The 17098-nt window shown below is 69.7% G+C and carries 15 protein-coding genes; 9 read left to right on the top strand and 6 right to left on the bottom strand.

The window, feature by feature from the left end; all coding sequences use genetic code 11:
- Positions 1–220 precede the first annotated feature (220 nt).
- Both cysD and cysN read left to right on the top strand, forming a co-directional pair.
- Positions 221–1180 (top strand): sulfate adenylyltransferase subunit CysD, encoded by a 960-nt coding sequence (gene cysD, locus ACE3TA_RS19855; RefSeq protein ID WP_374576071.1) that lies wholly within the window; start codon positions 221–223, stop codon positions 1178–1180.
- Complete coding sequence (gene cysN / locus ACE3TA_RS19850; protein WP_374576070.1) at positions 1180–3084, top strand: sulfate adenylyltransferase subunit CysN; 1905 nt, start codon at positions 1180–1182, stop codon at positions 3082–3084. The genes cysD and cysN overlap by 1 nt, the downstream gene beginning before the upstream one ends.
- Positions 3085–3096: 12 nt before the next feature.
- Here cysN and ACE3TA_RS19845 read toward each other — a convergent pair whose 3' ends face one another.
- On the bottom strand, positions 3097–3561 hold the full coding sequence (locus ACE3TA_RS19845) for a hypothetical protein (protein ID WP_374576069.1): 465 nt from the start codon (positions 3559–3561) through the stop codon (positions 3097–3099).
- Positions 3562–3797: 236 nt separating this feature from the next.
- Positions 3798–4814: an NAD(P)-dependent alcohol dehydrogenase gene (locus ACE3TA_RS19840; protein WP_374576068.1), complete on the bottom strand. Its 1017-nt coding sequence runs from the start codon at positions 4812–4814 to the stop codon at positions 3798–3800.
- 110 nt (positions 4815–4924) lie between these two features.
- Here ACE3TA_RS19840 and ACE3TA_RS19835 point away from each other — a divergent pair, with 110 nt between their 5' ends.
- Positions 4925–5566, top strand: a complete 642-nt coding sequence (locus ACE3TA_RS19835) for a hypothetical protein (protein WP_374576067.1) — start codon at positions 4925–4927, stop codon at positions 5564–5566.
- Here the strand turns inward: ACE3TA_RS19835 and ACE3TA_RS19830 are convergent.
- A complete protein-coding gene (locus ACE3TA_RS19830) occupies positions 5532–6692 on the bottom strand; it encodes an MFS transporter (RefSeq protein WP_374576066.1) in 1161 nt (386 codons plus the stop codon). The genes ACE3TA_RS19835 and ACE3TA_RS19830 overlap by 35 nt on opposite strands.
- Before the next feature lie 136 nt (positions 6693–6828).
- Here ACE3TA_RS19830 and ACE3TA_RS19825 point away from each other — a divergent pair, with 136 nt between their 5' ends.
- The 4 genes from ACE3TA_RS19825 to ACE3TA_RS19810 all read left to right on the top strand — a co-directional run bounded on the left by ACE3TA_RS19825 (position 6829) and on the right by ACE3TA_RS19810 (position 10624).
- Entirely contained in the window at positions 6829–7452 is a 624-nt protein-coding gene (locus ACE3TA_RS19825; protein WP_374576065.1) for an exopolysaccharide biosynthesis protein, read from the top strand.
- Positions 7453–7517: 65 nt separating this feature from the next.
- Positions 7518–8795: an aminotransferase class III-fold pyridoxal phosphate-dependent enzyme gene (locus ACE3TA_RS19820; protein ID WP_374576064.1), complete on the top strand. Its 1278-nt coding sequence runs from the start codon at positions 7518–7520 to the stop codon at positions 8793–8795.
- A gap of 21 nt (positions 8796–8816) precedes the next feature.
- The gene (locus ACE3TA_RS19815) at positions 8817–10247 is read left to right on the top strand and encodes an amidase (RefSeq protein WP_374576063.1); all 1431 of its coding nucleotides are present in this window, start codon (positions 8817–8819) and stop codon (positions 10245–10247) included.
- A gap of 14 nt (positions 10248–10261) precedes the next feature.
- Positions 10262–10624 carry a DUF423 domain-containing protein gene (locus tag ACE3TA_RS19810; RefSeq protein ID WP_374576062.1) on the top strand — a complete coding sequence of 121 codons (363 nt, stop codon included), beginning with the start codon at positions 10262–10264 and terminating at the stop codon, positions 10622–10624.
- Here ACE3TA_RS19810 and ACE3TA_RS19805 read toward each other — a convergent pair.
- Positions 10612–11835: a multidrug effflux MFS transporter gene (locus ACE3TA_RS19805; protein ID WP_374576061.1), complete on the bottom strand. Its 1224-nt coding sequence runs from the start codon at positions 11833–11835 to the stop codon at positions 10612–10614. The genes ACE3TA_RS19810 and ACE3TA_RS19805 overlap by 13 nt on opposite strands.
- Positions 11836–11945: 110 nt before the next feature.
- On the opposite strand from ACE3TA_RS19805, the gene ACE3TA_RS19800 reads away from it, so the two are divergent.
- Both ACE3TA_RS19800 and pip read left to right on the top strand, forming a co-directional pair.
- Positions 11946–12929 (top strand): alpha/beta fold hydrolase, encoded by a 984-nt coding sequence (locus tag ACE3TA_RS19800; protein WP_374576060.1) that lies wholly within the window; start codon positions 11946–11948, stop codon positions 12927–12929.
- Between the two features lie 9 nt (positions 12930–12938).
- On the top strand, positions 12939–13931 hold the full coding sequence (pip, locus tag ACE3TA_RS19795; RefSeq protein ID WP_374576059.1) for a prolyl aminopeptidase: 993 nt from the start codon (positions 12939–12941) through the stop codon (positions 13929–13931).
- A 16-nt stretch (positions 13932–13947) separates the two neighbouring features.
- Here pip and rodA read toward each other — a convergent pair whose 3' ends face one another.
- The gene (rodA, locus tag ACE3TA_RS19790; RefSeq protein ID WP_374576058.1) at positions 13948–15102 is read right to left on the bottom strand and encodes a rod shape-determining protein RodA; all 1155 of its coding nucleotides are present in this window, start codon (positions 15100–15102) and stop codon (positions 13948–13950) included.
- Positions 15099–17048, bottom strand: a complete 1950-nt coding sequence (mrdA, locus tag ACE3TA_RS19785) for a penicillin-binding protein 2 (RefSeq protein WP_374576057.1) — start codon at positions 17046–17048, stop codon at positions 15099–15101. Before mrdA ends, rodA begins: the two co-directional genes overlap by 4 nt.
- Positions 17049–17098: the final 50 nt, after the last annotated feature.

The raw sequence follows: 17098 nt of genomic DNA, 5'->3' as shown, positions 1-17098 counted from the left end.
TCTCGCGGTTTTCGGACATTCTCGTGGTCCGGCCCGCCGCTTGCAGGCCGGATCGCCAAGCCCCGACGCTTATGTCGACGGGAGAATTTCTAACGCAGAGCGCAAGAAACCGCCCATTGCCGTAAGAACCCGCCTCCCCTAGATCGAGATCAAGGGGCCGCAACGCACGCCGATCACAATATGGCGCGCGCCTTTGTTTCTTTAGTACAAGGTTGCCCGAATGAGCGCCGTCGCCGCGCCAGACCTGAGGTCCATGGCCGCATCACCTTCGATCACGCCCGAGCGTCTGACCCACCTCCAGCGACTGGAGGCGGAGTCGATCCACATCATGCGCGAGGTCGTCGCCGAGGCTGAGCGCCCGGTGATGCTCTATTCGATCGGCAAGGACTCGGCCGTGATGCTGCATCTGGCGGCCAAGGCCTTCTATCCGTCGCGCCCGCCGTTCCCGCTGCTGCACGTCGACACGACGTGGAAGTTCAAGGCCATGTACGAGATGCGCGAGCGCATGGCCAAGGAGCTCGGCTTCGAGCTGATCGTCCATCAGAACCCCGAGGCGCTGGAGCGGGGGATCAATCCGTTCGACCACGGCTCGGCCCTGCACACCGACATGTGGAAGACCGAGGGCCTGAAGCAGGCGCTCGACAAGTACGGCTTCGACGCGGCCTTCGGCGGCGCCCGCCGCGACGAGGAGAAGTCCCGCGCCAAGGAGCGCATCTTCTCGTTCCGCTCGGCCCAGCACCGCTGGGATCCCAAGAACCAGCGTCCCGAACTCTGGCGGCTCTACAACGCCCGCAAGAACAAGGGCGAGTCGATCCGCGTGTTCCCGATCTCCAACTGGACCGAGCTGGACATCTGGCAATACATCCACCTGGAGAGCATCCCGATCGTGCCGCTCTACTTCTCGGCCGAACGGCCGGTGGTCGAGCGCGACGGCGCGCTGATCATGGTCGACGACGAGCGCTTCCCGCTGAAGCCCGGCGAGACGCCGCAGATGAAGTCGGTGCGCTTCCGCACCCTCGGCTGCTATCCGCTGACCGGCGCGGTGGAGTCCGCCGCCGCCACGCTTCCCGAGATCATCCAGGAGATGCTGCTCACCACGACGAGCGAGCGCCAGGGCCGCGTGATCGACCACGACCAGGCCGCCTCCATGGAGAAGAAGAAGCAGGAGGGCTACTTCTGATGGCCCACCAGAGCGCCCTCATCGCCGAGGACATCGAGGCCTACCTGGAGGCCCACCAGCACAAGTCGCTGCTGCGCTTCCTCACCTGCGGCTCGGTGGACGACGGCAAGTCGACCCTGATCGGCCGGCTCCTCTATGATTCCAAGATGATCTTCGAGGACCAACTCGCGGCCCTCGAAGCCGATTCCAAGAAGGTCGGCACCCAGGGCGGCGATATCGACTTCGCCCTCCTCGTCGACGGCCTGGCCGCCGAGCGCGAGCAGGGCATCACCATCGACGTCGCCTACCGCTTCTTCTCCACCGACAAGCGCAAGTTCATCGTCGCCGACACCCCCGGCCACGAACAGTACACGCGCAACATGGTCACCGGCGCCTCCACCGCCGACGCGGCCGTGATCCTGATCGACGCACGCAAGGGCGTGCTCACCCAGACCCGCCGCCACTCCTATCTCGTCAGCCTGCTCGGCATCCGCCACGTGGTCCTGGCGATCAACAAGATGGACCTGGTGGAGTGGTCGAAGGAGGTGTTCGACACGATCCTTCAGGAGTACCGCGACTTCGCCGGCCAGATCGGCCTGACCGATTTCACCGCCATTCCGATGTCGGCGCTGAAGGGCGACAACATCACCGCGCGCAGCGACGCCGCGCCCTGGTACGAAGGCCCCGCCCTCCTGCCCCACCTGGAGGACATCGAGGTCGAGGATCTCGAACGCGGCAAGCCCTTCCGCATGCCGGTCCAGTGGGTCAACCGGCCGAACCTCGACTTCCGCGGCTTCTCCGGCCTGATCGCCTCGGGAACCGTCAAGCCCGGCGACCGGATCAAGGCCCTGCCTTCCGGCCGCGAAAGCACCGTCGCGCGCATCGTCACCATGGGCGGCGACCTCGCCGAAGCCGTCGCCGGCCAGTCGGTGACGATCACCCTCGCCGACGAGATCGACATCTCCCGCGGCGACGTCGTCGCCGCCGCCGCCTCCCCGCCGGAGGTCGCCGACCAGTTCGAGGCGACCATCGTCTGGATGGACGAGGAAGCCATGCTTCCGGGCCGCCCGTATCTGATCAAGATCGGCGCGCGCACCACCGGCGCGGCCGTCACCGAGCCCAAGTACAAGGTCAATGTGAACACGCTCGAGCACCTGGCCGCCAAGCGCCTGGAGCTCAACGAGATCGGCGTCTGCAACCTGTCGCTCGACGCGCCGATCGCCTTCGATCCCTACGCCGAGAACAAGGACCTGGGCGGCTTCATCCTGATCGACCGGATGACCAACCGCACGGTCGGCGCGGGCATGCTGCACTTCGCCCTGCGCCGCTCGCAGAACATCCACTGGCAGGCGCTGGACGTCGACCGCGCCGCCCGCGCCGCGCTGAAGGGCCATCGCGGCCGGGTCGTGTGGCTGACCGGCCTGTCCGGCTCGGGCAAGTCGACCATCGCCAACCTGGTCGACAAGCGGCTCTACGCCGACGGCCGCCACACCTACCTGCTCGACGGCGACAACGTGCGCCACGGCCTGAACAAGGACCTCGGCTTCACCGACGAGGACCGGGTGGAGAACATCCGCCGCGTCGCCGAGGTCGCCAAGCTGATGGCCGACGCCGGACTGATCGTGCTCGTCTCCTTCATCTCACCGTTCCGCGCCGAGCGGCGCATGGCGCGCGAGCTGATGGCCGAGGGCGATTTCGTCGAGGTCTTCGTCGACACCCCGCTGGAGGTCGCCGAGGCCCGCGACGTCAAGGGCCTCTACAGGAAGGCGCGCGCGGGGCAGTTGAAGAACTTCACCGGCATCGATTCCCCCTACGAGGCGCCGGAGAATCCCGAGATCCACGTCGACACCCTGAAGCACTCCCCCACCGAAGCCGCCGAGCGGATCGTCGAATGGCTGGAGGGCGCGATCGACTACTCGATCTGAGCCCCGGCCGCGCTAGTAGCTTTCGAAGGTGTCCAGACCGAGCGTGTCGACGAGGCTTCCGATCGCCGTCACGCGATCGACGTCGGCGAGCCGGTTGCGAAGTTCGGCTTCACGGCCTTCCTCGCCCTCGCTCCAGAAGTCGGGATGCGCCTTGATCGACGCCCGAGCCCGCGCTTGAACCTCCTTGAGGGTCACCGGCTCGAGCGCTTCCAACTCGTGCTCAATTCGCGATTGAGGCGGCGCGCCGAGAAGCCTGCGGAGCGACAATAGGGGCTCCGCCCGACCGGTCCGAGTCACCGACAGAACACGCCAACGGCGACCGTCGGAAGCGATGATCTCCATGCCGTCCTGCATGCGGTCCTTGAGCGTAAGCGACCCGCACTTCGTGAGCCGATCCAGGTCGGGCCAGCCCCAGATGTCCTCATCGGTCGTGAAGCCGATCACGGGAAAGGCGAAGTCGACTTGCGACGTCTTCATTGGAGCCTCCACTTCATCCATGCGCCCGCCATCGACGGCATTCTCGCCATTTCGTTCTCCGTGTGAGACTTGATGAGCTTCTGGAGTCCCACCGCCGTACAAGACGCCCCGCGCGAACCATGCCCGCGCGCGGACGCTTGGACGCCCCAATCCCAGCCGCCACTCTCTCATGGCAACCTTGACTTGTGAAGAACAAATAGGGAACTATTCGCCCTGTGGCGGGCGCGATGGGCCGCTCAGAACTCCAGCACGATCTTGCCGAAGTGTTCGCCGGCCTGCATCGCCCGGAAGGCCGCGCGCGCTTCGGTCCAGGGGAACACCTTGTCGACCACCGGGTGGATTCGGTGCAGCTCCATCGCCCGGCACATGGCCTCGAACATGGCGCGCGAGCCGACGGACAGGCCCTGTAGCTTGGCGTTGTTGCCGATCAGCACGGCAGGGTTGAAGCCCTCGGCGGCGCCGGCCACCACGCCGATGATCGCGATGTGCCCGCCGATGCGCACGGCGCGCAGGCTCTGCTGGATCGTGCCCGCGCCTCCGACCTCCATGATGAAGTCCGCGCCCACGCCGCCCGTCGCCTCGCGCACGGCGGCGGCCCAGTCGGGCTGGGCCTTGTAGTTCACCAGATGATCCGCGCCCAACGCCTTGGCGCGTTTCAGCTTTTCGTCGGACGACGAGGTGATCACGGTGCGATAGCCGGCGGCCTTGGCGAACTGCAGGCCAAAGATCGACACGCCCCCCGTGCCCTGCAGCACCACCGTGTCGCCCGGCTCCAGCCGCGCGTCCTCGAACAGCCCCCGCCACGCGGTCAGCGCCGCGCACGGCAGGGTCGCCACCTCGTGGTCGCTCAGGAAGTCGGGAACCTTGGAGACGCCGTCCTGGCTGAAGGTGGCCAGTTCCCGCCCAGCACCTGGGATCGGGTGGCCGAGCGAGGAGCTCAGGTTCTCCAGCCGCGCCGGCCCGGAATTCCAGTTCTGGAAGAACAGGGTGGCGACCCGGTCGCCGGGCTTCACCCGCGTCACGCCCGGCCCCACCGCCTCGACGATCCCGCAGCCGTCGGAAAACGGGGTGATCGCGCCGTGCATCGCCGAGCCGCGGCTGTACATTCCGTTGACCATCAGCAGGTCGCGGTAGTTCAGCGACAGGGCTCGCATCCGCACCAGCACCTGGCCATGCGCCGGGCTCGGCGCCTCGACCTCCACCACGTCCAGGCGGTCCAGCCCCCAGGGCTCGGTGACTTGCAGCGCGCGCATCGCGTCCTCCCTTGCGTTTTCGCCCATCATCGCCCGGCCGGATGGGCTCGCAAGGCTGTCGCCGCGGAAGCAGTCGTCGATTTCTTCTCAGGCCCGGCTATAGTTTTCCGATGTCCCGGCCCCGCCTTCTCGTCTGCGGCTTCGGCGCCTTCCCGGCCGCGCCGCGCAACCCCGCCGGCGAGGCGGTGGAGGCGCTGGCGCGAAGCGGCTGGGCGCCCGCCGCGGCCGATGTCGATTTCCTCACCGTGCCCGTCGCCTGGCGCGGCGCGGTCGAGGCGGTCCACGAACGCCGCCTCGCGGCCGCCTACGACGGCGTGCTGGTGGTGGGCGTCGCCGTCGAGGCCGACGGCTTCCGCGTCGAGACCCTCGGCCGCAATCTCGCCGCCCCCGGCCGTCCCGACCATCTGGGCGAGCTTTGGCCCGCGGCCACCATCAGCGCCGACGCCCCGGCGACGCTTGCGGTCACCGCGCCTTGGGCCGCCATGCTCGAGGCGCTTCAGGCCGCCGGCCTGCCGGCCCGCGCCTCCGATCACGCCGGCGAATACCTCTGCAACTTCATGCTCTTCAGGCTGCTTCTGGAGGCGGCGGCTCCGGCTGCGGGCTTCCTGCACGTGCCTCAGGCGCGGGAATGCGAGCCGGGCGCGGCCTTCGCCCTCTCCGACATCGAGGCCGCCGTCGCCGCCTGCGCCGGCGCCTTCGCCGCCGACCTCGCCGCCGCTACGGATCCAGCCGCGCGACGCCGTACAGCCTGAGCGCGCCGATCAGGCCGGCCGCGGCCATCGCCGACATCAAGAGATAGCCCTTCGCGCCGCCGTGGTCGTAGAGCCAGCCGGAGGCGATCACCGCCGCCCCGCTCAGCAGCCCGCCGGACAGGGCCGAGTTGATCGACTGGGCCGCCGAGGCGTTGTCCGGCGTCGACAGGCGCTCGACGATCTGCAGCGAGGCCAGGAAGGTCGCCGAGAACGACAGGGTGTGCAGCGTCTGCAACGGAACCAGCGCCCAGAGCGGCGGGGCGAACGCCAAGGCCGTCCAGCGCACCACCGCCGCGGCCCCGCCCAGCACAAGCAGCCGTCGCGGTCCGACCGTCCGCCGCCACGGCTCCATGAACCACATGAAGATGATCTCCACGACCACCCCCACGCCCCAGAGCACGCCGGTCAGCACCTCGGGAATGCCCTGCTGCTTCCAGACCAGCGCCGAGAAGCCGTAGTAGAAGGCGTGCGCCGACTGGATCAGGCCGATGGAGAACACGGCTAGCAGGAAGCCGCCGTCCTTCAGGAGCCCGCCGAGCCCGGCCATGCGCTCCGAGAACCGCCCGGCCTCGCTGGTCTCGCGCACCGGATCGGGCGGCAGGAAGATCTGCGCGCAGGCCCCCGCCAGGCCGGCCGCGATCACCGTCCAGAGCAGCACAAGCTGCGGCGAGAAGCGCACCACCAGCGCCCCGGCCCCGACGTTGGCGACGATGAACGCCGCCGAGCCGATCCCGCGCGGCCAGCCGTAGTTGAAGCCCTCCAGCCGGGCGCGGCGCAGCGCCACCACGTCGATCAGCGGCGACATGGTCGAGATCAGCGACGAGGCGAAGAACCAGACGCCGAACCACCACCAGAAGCCGAACGGAACGGCCAGCAGCGCGTAACCGACCGCCGAACCGGCCCCCAGCAGCATCAGCGGCGTGCGCCGCAGCTTGAAGCTGTCCGCCCACATGGCGATGCCCGGCGCGGTGACCGCCCGAGCCAGCATCGGCGCGGAGAGGATCAGCCCGATCTGCGCCCCGTTCAGGTGCTGGGAGGCGAACCAGACAGGCATGTAGGGCGAACTGGCGCCCGAGCCCACGAACAAAGCGGCGTAGACGAGGCCGAGGCGAAGGGGCAGCTGCATGTGGGTCCGCGAGAGGGGCGATTCGCCGAGATGAGCGTGCGCGCGCTCCCGGCGGCCGGCAATGGACCTCTCTGCGACGCTTTTTCACCGATCGCCCTTCGCCTGAAGCGCCGGTCGTGCTAGCGGCGGAGCCCTGATGGCTCACAAGTCCCAGGCCGCCAGCGTTTCGCAGATCTTCGACCAGATCAGCGCGCGGAAGACGCGCAAGGTCTCGGTCGCCGACGTCCTCGACGCCTTCGGCCACCGCGCGTTCGGCGCGCTCATGTTCGTGTTCGCCGCGCCCCTGGCCCTGCCCATGCCGCCCGGGGCTTCGGCGATCCTTGGCGCGCCCCTGATGTTCATCACCGCCCAGTGGATGCTGGGGCGGCGCACCCTGTGGCTGCCCAAGTTCCTGCTCGAGCGCACCATGAGCATGAGCGACTTTCGCGCGGTCACCACCAAAATGACGCCCTATCTGGAGCGCCTCGAACGGCGCATGCGCCCGCGCCTGACCTTCATGTACAACCGCGTCGGCGACCGGCTCCTGGGCGCGGTCTGCTTCCTCTTGTCGATCATCGTCTTCCTGCCGATCCCCTTCGGCAACATGCTGCCCTCCTTCGCCATCGCCGCCTTCGCCATCGGCGCGGCCGAGCGCGACGGCGTGGCGGCCATCGTCGGCTGGATCGCCACCATCCTCAGCGTGCTGGTGCTGGCCGTCCTCTCCAAGGCGATCATCGCCGCGGTGATCGTCTTCTTCGTCACCCTGGCTCACATCTTCTAGGTCGGCGGTTGCCGCGAGGCCCGCGCGGGATAAGGTTGTCGCTGTTCACCTGAGGGAGGCGCGCCATGACCATCGCCAACAGCCGCGACCGCGCGCTGCGCGAACGAGCCGCCGCCGTGATTCCCGGCGGCATGTACGGACACCAGGCCGTCGGCCTTTTGCCGGACGACTATCCGCAGTTCTTCGAGCGCGGCGAAGGCGCGCGCATCTGGGACGTCGACGGCAACGGCTATCTGGACATGATGTGCGCCTACGGGCCCAACCTGTTCGGCTACGCCAATCCCGAGATCGACGCGGCCTATGTGCGCCAGCTCAGCCTGGGCGACACCCTGACCGGCCCCACCGAGCTGATGGTCCGCCTGGCCGAGGAAATGGTCGCCATGGTCAGCCACGCCGACTGGGCGATGTTCTGCAAGAACGGCACGGACGCCACCTCCATGGCCCTCGTCGCCGCCCGCGCCCAGACCCGCAGGAAGACCATCGTGCGCGCCAAGGGCGCCTACCACGGCGCCGCGCCCTGGTGCACGCCCCGCGGCGCCGGCGTGCTCGACACCGACCGCGCCAACCAGATCTTCTGCGACTACAACGATGTCGCCAGCCTGGAGGCCGCCGTGGCCCAGGCCGGCGACGACCTGGCCGCGATCTTCGCCGCCCCCTTCAAGCATGACGCCTTCATCGACCAGGCCATGCCCGATCCGGCCTACGCCCGCCGGGCCCGCGAGCTGTGCGACGCGCGCGGGGCGATGCTGGTGGTCGACGAGGTGCGCGCGGGCCTGCGCCTGTCGCGCGACTGCAGCTGGTCGCTGGTGGGCGTGAAGCCGGACCTGTCCACCTGGGGCAAGTGCCTGGCCAACGGCCACGCCCTCTCGGCCCTCATGGGCGCCGACAGCGCGCGCAAGGGCGCGGCCGCCATCTATGTCACCGGCTCGTTCTGGTATCAGGCCGCGCCGATGGCCGCGGCGCTGGAGACCATGCGGCTGGTGCGCGAGACCGACTACCTCGACCGGCTGGCGTCCCTGGGCGAGCGACTGCGCGCCGGCCTGGCCGAGCGCGCCGCCGCCGCGGGATTCGGCTTGCGCCAGACCGGCCCGGTGCAGATGCCCCTGTTCCTGTTCGACGACGACCCGGACCTGCGCAAGGGCTTCTTCTGGTCCAGCCGCATGTTGGAGCGCGGCGTCTACGTGCACCCCTGGCACAACATGTTCCTGTGCGCGGCCATGACCGAGGCCGACATCGACGGCCTGCTGGACGCGGCCGAAGCGTCCTTCGCCGACCTCAAGCGTCAGGGCCCGGCGCTGGAGCCGGTGGAGAAGATGGCGTTCCTGGCGGGCGCCCCCCGATAGCCCCCAAGAGGTGAGGACCGCATGAGCTTTCCCGAATTCGCCGACTACGACGGCCTCGGCCTGGCCGCCCTGGTCAGGTCCGGCGAGGTCTCGCCCGCCGAACTGGTCGAGGCCGCCATCGAGCGGATCGAGCGGCACAACGGCGCGCTCAACGCGGTGGTCTACAAGGCCTACGACGAGGCCCGCGCCGCGGCCAAGGGAGCCCTCCCCGACGGCCCGTTCAGGGGCGTGCCCTTCCTCATCAAGGACCTCGGCATGCCGGTGGCCGGCTGGCCGCGCAGCTACGGCAGCCGCTTCGCCCGGGACATCGTCGACCAGGAGGACGGCGGCCTCACCGCCCGCTATCGCGCCACCGGCGTGATCCCGATGGGCAAGACCAACACGCCCGAATACGGCATCACCGGCACCACCGAGGGCGCCTATCTGGGCGCCTGCCGCAATCCCTGGAACCCCGAGCACATCTCGGGCGGCTCCTCGGGCGGCTCGGCCTCGGCGGTGGCGGCCGGCATGGTCCCCCTCGCCCACGCCAGCGACGGCCTGGGCTCGATCCGCATTCCGGCGGCGATCTGCGGCCTCGTCGGCATGAAGGTCACCCGCGACCGCAATCCCAACATGCCCGACGGCTTCGACTACGCCGCCGGCTTCGTGGTCGACCACGTGGTCAGCCGCACGGTGCGCGACAGCGCCGCCATGCTCGACGCCACCGGCTATCCCGAGCCTGGCTCGCCCTACCCCGCGCCGCCCAAGGCCAGGCCCTACATGGAGGAGATCGAAACCTCCCCCGGGCGCCTGCGCATCGCCTGGTCCTCGGAGACCCCCAGCGGCAAGCCGGTCCACCCAGAGGTGCAGGCCGCGCTGGAGCGCACCGCCGCCCTCCTCAAGGGGCTCGGCCACGAGGTGATCGAGCGGGGCCTCGGCATCGACTATCGCGCCCTCTACACCGCCCGCGCCCCGCTCAGCGGCGCCAACTTCGCCGCCGGCATGGCCCGCCTGATCGACCAGATCGGCCGCGAGCCCGAAGAGGACGAGCTGGAACCCCTCACCTGGGCCTCGCTGAAGGGCGGCCGCAAGGTCTCCGGCGCCGACGCCCTGCGCAGCCTGCAGGAGCTGCGCATGCTCAACCGCCGGACGCTCGCCGCCTTCGAGGACATCGACGTCTACCTCAGCCCGGTCACCGGCGCGCCCACGCCCAAGGTCGGCTACATCGACCCGGTGGCCGTCGAGCCGCGCGAGCTCAACCGCCGCCAGGCCCAGGTCTTCCCCTTCACCCCGCCGTTCAACTTCTCGGGCCAGCCGTCCCTGTCGCTGCCGCTGGAGCAGTCGTCCGACGGCCTGCCGCTGGGGATGATGTTCACCGGCCGCTACAGCGACGAGGCGACGCTCTTCCGCCTGGCCGCCCAGCTCGAGAAGGAAGCGCCCTGGGCCGGCCGCCGCCCGGCGCTGTGGAACTGAGGAGCGCCCGGTCAATGCGAATCTGGATGATGTTGGCCGCCATCGGCGGCTTCCTCGGCGTGGCCGGCGGCGCGTTCGGCGCCCACGGCGTATCCGATCCCCTGGCCAAGGAGTGGCTGCGCACCGGCGCGCTCTACGCCTTCGTGCACGTGCTGGCCACATTCGCCAGCCAGGTGTTCGTGGCCGCCGGCGCCCGCCGCGCCCGCTTCGCCCCGGCCTTCTTCGTGCCCGGCGTCGTCTTCTTCACCGGCAGCCTCTACGCCATGGCGCTCGGCGCGCCGCTCTGGCTGGGGGCGATCACGCCGATCGGCGGCACGCTGTTCCTGATCGGCTGGGCGACGCTCGCCTGGTCGGCGCTCCAGCTTCAGCGGGCCTGAGCCGGCCGCTCCAGCGGCAGCGCCAGCACCCGCAGCGCCAGGGTCGAGCCGGCCATGGCCGCGAACATGATCAGCGCCATCGGCCGCGCCGTGCCGTCGTACAGCAGGCCCGAGATGCTCGAGGCCAGCGCCCCGGTGGCGAAGGAGGCCGCGCCAAACAGGGCCGAGGTCGAGCCCGTGCGCAGGGGATCGACGCTCAGCGCCCCGGCCGTGGCGTTGCCCTGCACGAAGCCGTAGCTGGCCAGCAGCAGGAACAGCAGCGGCAGCACCGTCCAGGGCCCGCCCAGGCCGGCGAAGGCCGCCAGCACCAGCACCGCGGCGATCGCCGTGGAGGCCACGCTGGAGACCCGCAGCACCCGGTCCGGCGTCGTGCGGCGCAGGATCATCCGGTTGATCTGGCCCGCGCCGATCAGCCCCGCCGCGTTCAGGCCGAACAGAAGGCCGAACTGGCCGGCCGGCACGTGGTAGGCGCCGATCAGCAGGTCCGGCGACGTCGAGATGTAGGTGAACAGGGCCGCGCCGTTGCACGCTCCGGCCAGGCCGTAACCCACCAGCCGCCGCTGGCCCAGCAGCGCCAGATACGCCCGCAGCGGATGTTCGGCCCGGGCCTGCCGCGCGGTCTCGTCCGACCGCGACTCCGCCAGCCCGAGATAGCTCGCCAGGCCCACGGACGCGCCGAACGCCACCAGCACCCAGAAGATCGCCCGCCAGCCGGCCGCGAGCAGGATCGCCCCGCCGGCGAGCGGCGCCAGGATCGGCGCCAGCCCCATCACCAGCATCAGCAGCGACAGCATCCGCGCCGTCTCCACGTGGTCGAAGCGGTCGCGCACCACCGCCCTGGCGACCACCGCCCCCGCGCATCCGCCCAGCGCCTGCACGAACCGCGCGCCGATCAGCATCTGCGGCGAGGTCGCCAGGGCGCAGGCCGCCGAGGCCGCGACGTAGACCGCCGAGCCGATGAAGATCGGCAGCCGCCGCCCCAGCCGGTCGGACGCGGGGCCGTACAGCACCTGGCCGATCGCCATGCCCGCCAGGAACGCCGAGACCGTCGCCTGGGTCTCGCCCGCCGAGGCCGACAGCGACTTGCCGATAGCCGGCAGGCTCGGCAGGTACATGTCGATCGACATGGGCGCGAAGGCCGTCAGCGTGCCCAGGAGGATCACAAGCCCCCATGGCGTCTTTGTCGGCGTCTGGTCGCTACGCTCGGTCATCACCGCCTTCTAGCCGCGCTCACGCAAAGGCGAAGCGCGAAATCCTTGCGCCGTCCCTCGCGCCCGGCCACGTTGCGCGCAAAGCTCGCCAGAGGTCAGGAAACGCCCGCATGTCCGCTCCCATCGCCGGGATGCCGCCGGTCCAGTACGCGCCGGTCAATGGAATCAACATGGCCTACTATGAGGCCGGCCCGCGCGAGGGCGTCCCCGTCATCTTCTGTCACGGCTTTCCGGAGATCGCCTACTCCTGGCGCCACCAGCTCGCCGCCTTCGAGGCCGCGGGCGTCTGGGCGATCGCCCCGGACCAGCGCGGCTACGGCCTGACCTCCCGGCCCGACGCCGTCACCGACTACGACATGGAGCATCTGGCCGGCGACCTGGTCGGTCTTCTCGACCACCTCGGCGTGGAGAAGGCGGTCTTCTGCGGCCATGACTGGGGCGGCCTGATCGTCTGGCAACTTCCGCTGCTGCATCCCGACCGCTGCGCCGGGATCATCGGCTTGAACACGCCCTTCCTGCGCCGTCCGCCCATGGATCCCATTGGCGGGATGCGCGCGGTGTTCGGCGATCAGATGTACATCGTCTGGTTCCAGACGCCGGGCGAGGCCGACGCCGCCCTGGCCGAGGACGTGGACAAGACCATGCGCTTCTTCATGCGCCGTCCCCAGGCGATCGGCGCCGCCGCGCCGGCCCAGGAGGGCGAGCGTCCCACCTTCGCCTTCGGCCCGGCGCTGAAGGCCTGGGACAAGTCCGACACCGCCTACCAGCTCCTCACGCCGGAAGAGCTGAAGGTGTTCGTCGACAGCTTCGAGCGCACCGGCTTCACCGGCGGGATCAACTGGTACCGCAACATGACCCGCAACTGGGAGCGCTCGGCCGACCTGCCCACCCGGATCGACGGCCTGCCCTGCCTGATGATCATGGCCGAGAAGGACGCGGTGCTGAGCCCGGCCATGGCCGACGGCATGGAAGCGGTCATCGGCGACCTGGAAAAGGTGCTGGTCGAGGGCTCGGGCCACTGGACGCAGCAAGAGAAGCCGGATGAGGTCAATCGCTTGATCCTCGACTGGATGGCCCGCCGCTTTCCGAAGTAGAACAAGATCATGGAACGCACGACCCCGCCGCCCCCCTTCTCCTCCACGGCCAACCGCCGCGGTCTGTTCCCCGAAAACGAGCCGTTCGCCTACGGCTGGCTGCCCGAGCGCGACGGCCACGAGGTGTTCTACGAGGAATGCGGCCGGCCGGACGGCAAGCCGTGCGTCATCCTGCACGGCGGCCCCGGCGGGGCGATCAATCCGACCATGCGGCGCTTCTTCGATCCGGCGAAGTGGCGCATGGCCCTGTTCGACCAGCGCGGCTGCGGCCGCTCGCGGCCGAACGCCAGCCTCGACCACAACACCACCTGGACGCTGATCGAGGACATCGAGCGCCTGCGCGAACACCTCGGCGTCGAGAAGTGGACCGTGTTCGGCGGCTCATGGGGCTCCACCCTGGCCCTGGCCTACGCCATCACCCATCCGGAGCGGGTCTCGGGCCTGGTGCTGCGCGGCGTCTTCCTGCTCACCGAGCGCGAGCTGAAGTGGTTCTACCAGGACGGCGCCTCGTTCCTCTTCCCGGACGCCTGGCGGCGGTTCTCCGCGCCGATCCCGGCGGCCGAGCGCGGCGACATGATCAGCGCCTACCACAAGCGCCTCACCCACGCCGACCGCCGCATCCAGGCCGAGGCGGCCGCCGCCTGGAGCCAGTGGGAGGGCGACACCATCTCCATCCGCGGGCCCGAGGCGCGCCCGTCGAAGTTCAACGAGGTCGACTTCGCCATCGCCTTCGCCCGCATCGAGTGCCACTTCTTCGTCAACCACGGCTTCTTCCCGGAAGACGGCTGGATCCTGAAGAACGCGGCGAAGCTGCGCGACATCCCCGGCTGGATCGTCCAGGGGCGCTTCGACGTGGTCACGCCCATGGAGGCGGCCTGGAACCTGAAGTCGGCCTGGCCCGAGGCGCGGTTCGAGGTGATCTGGGACGCGGGCCACGCCTCCACCGAGCCGGGCATCGTCGACGCCCTGGTCCGGGCGACCGATCAGGCGCTGAAGGTCTAGCGGCCGCCGCGGCGGCCTAGAGCAGGCTGCCCTTGCCGCTGGTGACCTCGGTGTAGCGGTGCACGCGCACCGACTGCACCAGGCCGAAGCCGATCATCACGGTCAGCATCACGGTGCCGCCGTAGGACAGCAGCGGCATCGGCACGCCCACCACCGGCGCCAGGCCCATCACCATCGCCCCGTTGATCAGCACGTAGAAGGCGAAGGTCGCCGTCACGCCGGCCGCCGACAGCCGGCCGAAATGGCTGTGGGCGATATAGGCCGTGCGCAGGGCCATGTAGATCACCGCCGCATAGAGCAGCAGCACCGAGATGCAGCCGACGAAGCCGAACTCCTCGGCCAGGGTGGCGAAGATGAAGTCGGTGTGCTTCTCCGGCAGGAAGTTGAGCTGGCTCTGCGAGCCCAGGCCGTAGCCCTTGCCCAAGAGCCCGCCCGAGCCCAGGGCGATCTTCGACTGCAGGATATGGTAGCCCGAGCCCGAAGGGTCGCTCTCCGGGTTGAGGAAGGTCAGGATGCGTTTGCGCTGATAGTCGTGCATCCCGAAAGTGATCAGCGCCGGCACCGCCAGGACCGCGGCCACCACCCCCGCGCCGATGATCCGCCACGACAGCCCCGCCAGCACCATGATCGTGCCGCCGGTCAGGGCGATCAGCATCGCCGTGCCCAGGTCCGGCTGTTTGGCCACCAGCAGCACGGGCACCCCGATCATCGCCGCCGGGACCAGCAGCCACCAGGACATCTTGGCGCTCTGCGCCGACAGCCCGTGGTAGAAGCGCGCCAGGGCCAGCACGATGCCGATCTTCATCACTTCGGAGGGCTGGAAGCTGATCACGCCCAGATCCAGCCAGCGCTGCGCGCCCATGCGAGTGTCGCCGATCACCTCCACCGCCACCAGCAGCAACAGGCCGAACCCGTAGATCGGATAGGCGAGCACCGACCAGACCTGCAGATCGACCATCGCCAGCCCCACCATCAGGAGGAAGCATAGGCCGAAGCGGATCAGGTGCTTGGCCGCCCACGGCTCCCACGAGCTGCCGGCGATCGAGAACATCATCAGGGCGCCGGCGCCGGCGATCAGCGCCAGCACCAGGCCGAAGGTCCAGTCGAACTGGCCGATCTTGACGATCAGGCGATCGCGCTCGCCTGGGCGTGTCAGGGCGCTGACGGTCATGCGGGCCTCCCGCTGGACGACTGGTCTTGGATTTCGGGCTCGGCCGCGCCGCCGATCGGCGGCAGCGGCGTGTGGATGCGCCTTAGCACTTCAGGGTCTTTCAAGAGGGCCACGCGCATCACCTCCCGCGCGCGCGGCGCGCCGGCGGTGGCGCCGCCCAGCCCGCCGTGCTCGACGATCACCGACACCGCATAGCGCGGATCGTCATAGGGCGCGAACGCCACGAACAGGTTGTGGTCCTTCAGCTTCCACTGGACGCTGGCGCTGTCGCGCGAGGCGGCGCGGTCGTAGCTGCGGACCTGGGCGGTGCCGGTCTTGCCCGCCATCATCACATCGCCCAGGCCAAGCTGGCTCTGGCGGTAGGCCGTGCCCGAGGCGTCGTTGGCCACGGCGCGCATCCCGCCGCGCACGTACTCCAAGTGCTCGGGGGCGAACGGCAGCGCCTCGGCCGCGTCGCCGCGGGGCAGCTCCACCCCGCCGATCGACTTGATCAGGCGTGGATTGAGCGCGGTCTTCCCGTTCGCCAGCCGCGCCGTCATCACCGCCAGTTGCAGGGCGTTCACCGCCACATAGCCCTGGCCGATGCCGTAGCTCACCGAGTCCCCGGGCTGCCAGACCGGCTCGCGCTTGACCGCCGCGCGCTTCCACTCGCGCGAGCCGACCACGCCGGCCCGCTGGCCGGGAATGCCGATGTCGAAGGTCTGGCCGAAGCCCAGCGCCTTGGCCGCTCGGGCGATCGCGTCCGGACCGATGCGCAGGGCCGTCTGGTAGAAATAGATGTCGCAGGAGTTCTTGATGGCGTCGTGCATGGTCTGCGGCCCATGGCCGCCATGCTTCCAGCACCGCCAGGTGCGGCCGCCGAAGCGCCAGCCGCCGGCGCAGTTGATCGGCTCGTTGGGATCGATGCCGGCTTCCAGCGCCGCCAGCGCCACCGTCGGCTTGAAGGTCGAGCCCGGCGGATAGGTCCCGCTCATCGCCTTGTCCAGCAGCGGCCGGCGCTCGTATTGCGCCAGCGCCCGATAGTCGGCGCTGGACAGCCCGCGCACGAAGGCGTTGGCGTCGAAGCTCGGCGCGGAGGCCAGGCACAACAGGTCGCCCGAGCGGCAGTCCATCACCACCACCGCCCCGCTCTCCTCGCCCATCACCTCCAGCGCGCGGTTCTGGATGTCGGCGTCCAGGGTGAGCTGCACGGTCTTGCCCGCCGTGGCGGCGATGTCGCCGGCCGGATCGCGCCGCACCTCGCGGCCGTGGGCGTCCACCTCCACCTTCTTCGCGCCGGCCTTGCCGCGAAGCTCCAGGTCCAGGGCCTTCTCCACGCCCTGGCGGCCGATGCGGAAGCCCGGATGCAGCAGGATCGGGGCGGCGTTCGGCCCGGTCTTGGTCAGGTCTTCCTTGTTCACCTTGGCCACATAGCCGATCACGTGGGCGAAGGCCCCGCCATGGGGATAGACCCGCACCTCGCCCATGTCGGCGGTCACGCCGGGCAGCTCGGGCGCGCGCACGTTGATGGCGCTGAACTCCTCCCAGCTCATGTCCTCCAGCACCGACACCGGCGCGCGGCGGGGGGCGCGGTCGATCTCGCGGATCAGGCGCGCGCGGCGCTCCTCGTCCAGCGGCACGTAGTTGGCCAGCCGCTCCAGCAGCGCCGGCGCGTCGGTGTTCTTGTCGCGCATCACCAGCAGGCGGAAGTTCGGGCGGTTGGAGGCCAAGACCGTCCCGTCGCGGTCGACGATCAGGCCGCGCGGCGGCGGGATGAGCTTGAAGTCGAACTGGTTGTCAGCCGAGAGCTTCTGGTAGCGCTGGGCCTCGACGAGCTGCAGTTGCGCCAGGCGGCCGGCCATGGTCGCCAGGCCCAGTCCCGCGCACGCGCCCATCAGCACCGAACGGCGGTGGAACAAGCCCTGCCGTTCATTGACCTCGGAGAAGACGATGGAGGGTTCGGCCACGAACGGTCGATCCTTGGGTTCTGTTCAGCGTTTGCGACGGTCCGGCCTCG

The organism is Phenylobacterium sp. (assembly GCF_041916435.1).
Lineage (GTDB): Bacteria > Pseudomonadota > Alphaproteobacteria > Caulobacterales > Caulobacteraceae > Phenylobacterium.
Note: the sequence above shows the minus strand (reverse complement) of the source record. Positions and strands in the feature narration are given on the sequence as shown.

Coding starts and splice junctions, on each gene's coding strand:
- ACE3TA_RS19815 (WP_374576063.1), top strand. CDS start 8,817: ATGAGCTTTCCCGAATTCGCCGACTACGACGGCCTCGGCCTGGCCGCC.
- ACE3TA_RS19845 (WP_374576069.1), bottom strand. CDS start 3,561: ATGAAGACGTCGCAAGTCGACTTCGCCTTTCCCGTGATCGGCTTCACG.
- pip (WP_374576059.1), top strand. CDS start 12,939: ATGGAACGCACGACCCCGCCGCCCCCCTTCTCCTCCACGGCCAACCGC.
- ACE3TA_RS19825 (WP_374576065.1), top strand. CDS start 6,829: ATGGCTCACAAGTCCCAGGCCGCCAGCGTTTCGCAGATCTTCGACCAG.
- ACE3TA_RS19830 (WP_374576066.1), bottom strand. CDS start 6,692: ATGCAGCTGCCCCTTCGCCTCGGCCTCGTCTACGCCGCTTTGTTCGTG.
- cysD (WP_374576071.1), top strand. CDS start 221: ATGAGCGCCGTCGCCGCGCCAGACCTGAGGTCCATGGCCGCATCACCT.
- rodA (WP_374576058.1), bottom strand. CDS start 15,102: ATGACCGTCAGCGCCCTGACACGCCCAGGCGAGCGCGATCGCCTGATC.
- ACE3TA_RS19800 (WP_374576060.1), top strand. CDS start 11,946: ATGTCCGCTCCCATCGCCGGGATGCCGCCGGTCCAGTACGCGCCGGTC.
- ACE3TA_RS19805 (WP_374576061.1), bottom strand. CDS start 11,835: ATGACCGAGCGTAGCGACCAGACGCCGACAAAGACGCCATGGGGGCTT.
- ACE3TA_RS19840 (WP_374576068.1), bottom strand. CDS start 4,814: ATGCGCGCGCTGCAAGTCACCGAGCCCTGGGGGCTGGACCGCCTGGAC.
- ACE3TA_RS19810 (WP_374576062.1), top strand. CDS start 10,262: ATGCGAATCTGGATGATGTTGGCCGCCATCGGCGGCTTCCTCGGCGTG.
- ACE3TA_RS19820 (WP_374576064.1), top strand. CDS start 7,518: ATGACCATCGCCAACAGCCGCGACCGCGCGCTGCGCGAACGAGCCGCC.
- ACE3TA_RS19835 (WP_374576067.1), top strand. CDS start 4,925: ATGTCCCGGCCCCGCCTTCTCGTCTGCGGCTTCGGCGCCTTCCCGGCC.
- cysN (WP_374576070.1), top strand. CDS start 1,180: ATGGCCCACCAGAGCGCCCTCATCGCCGAGGACATCGAGGCCTACCTG.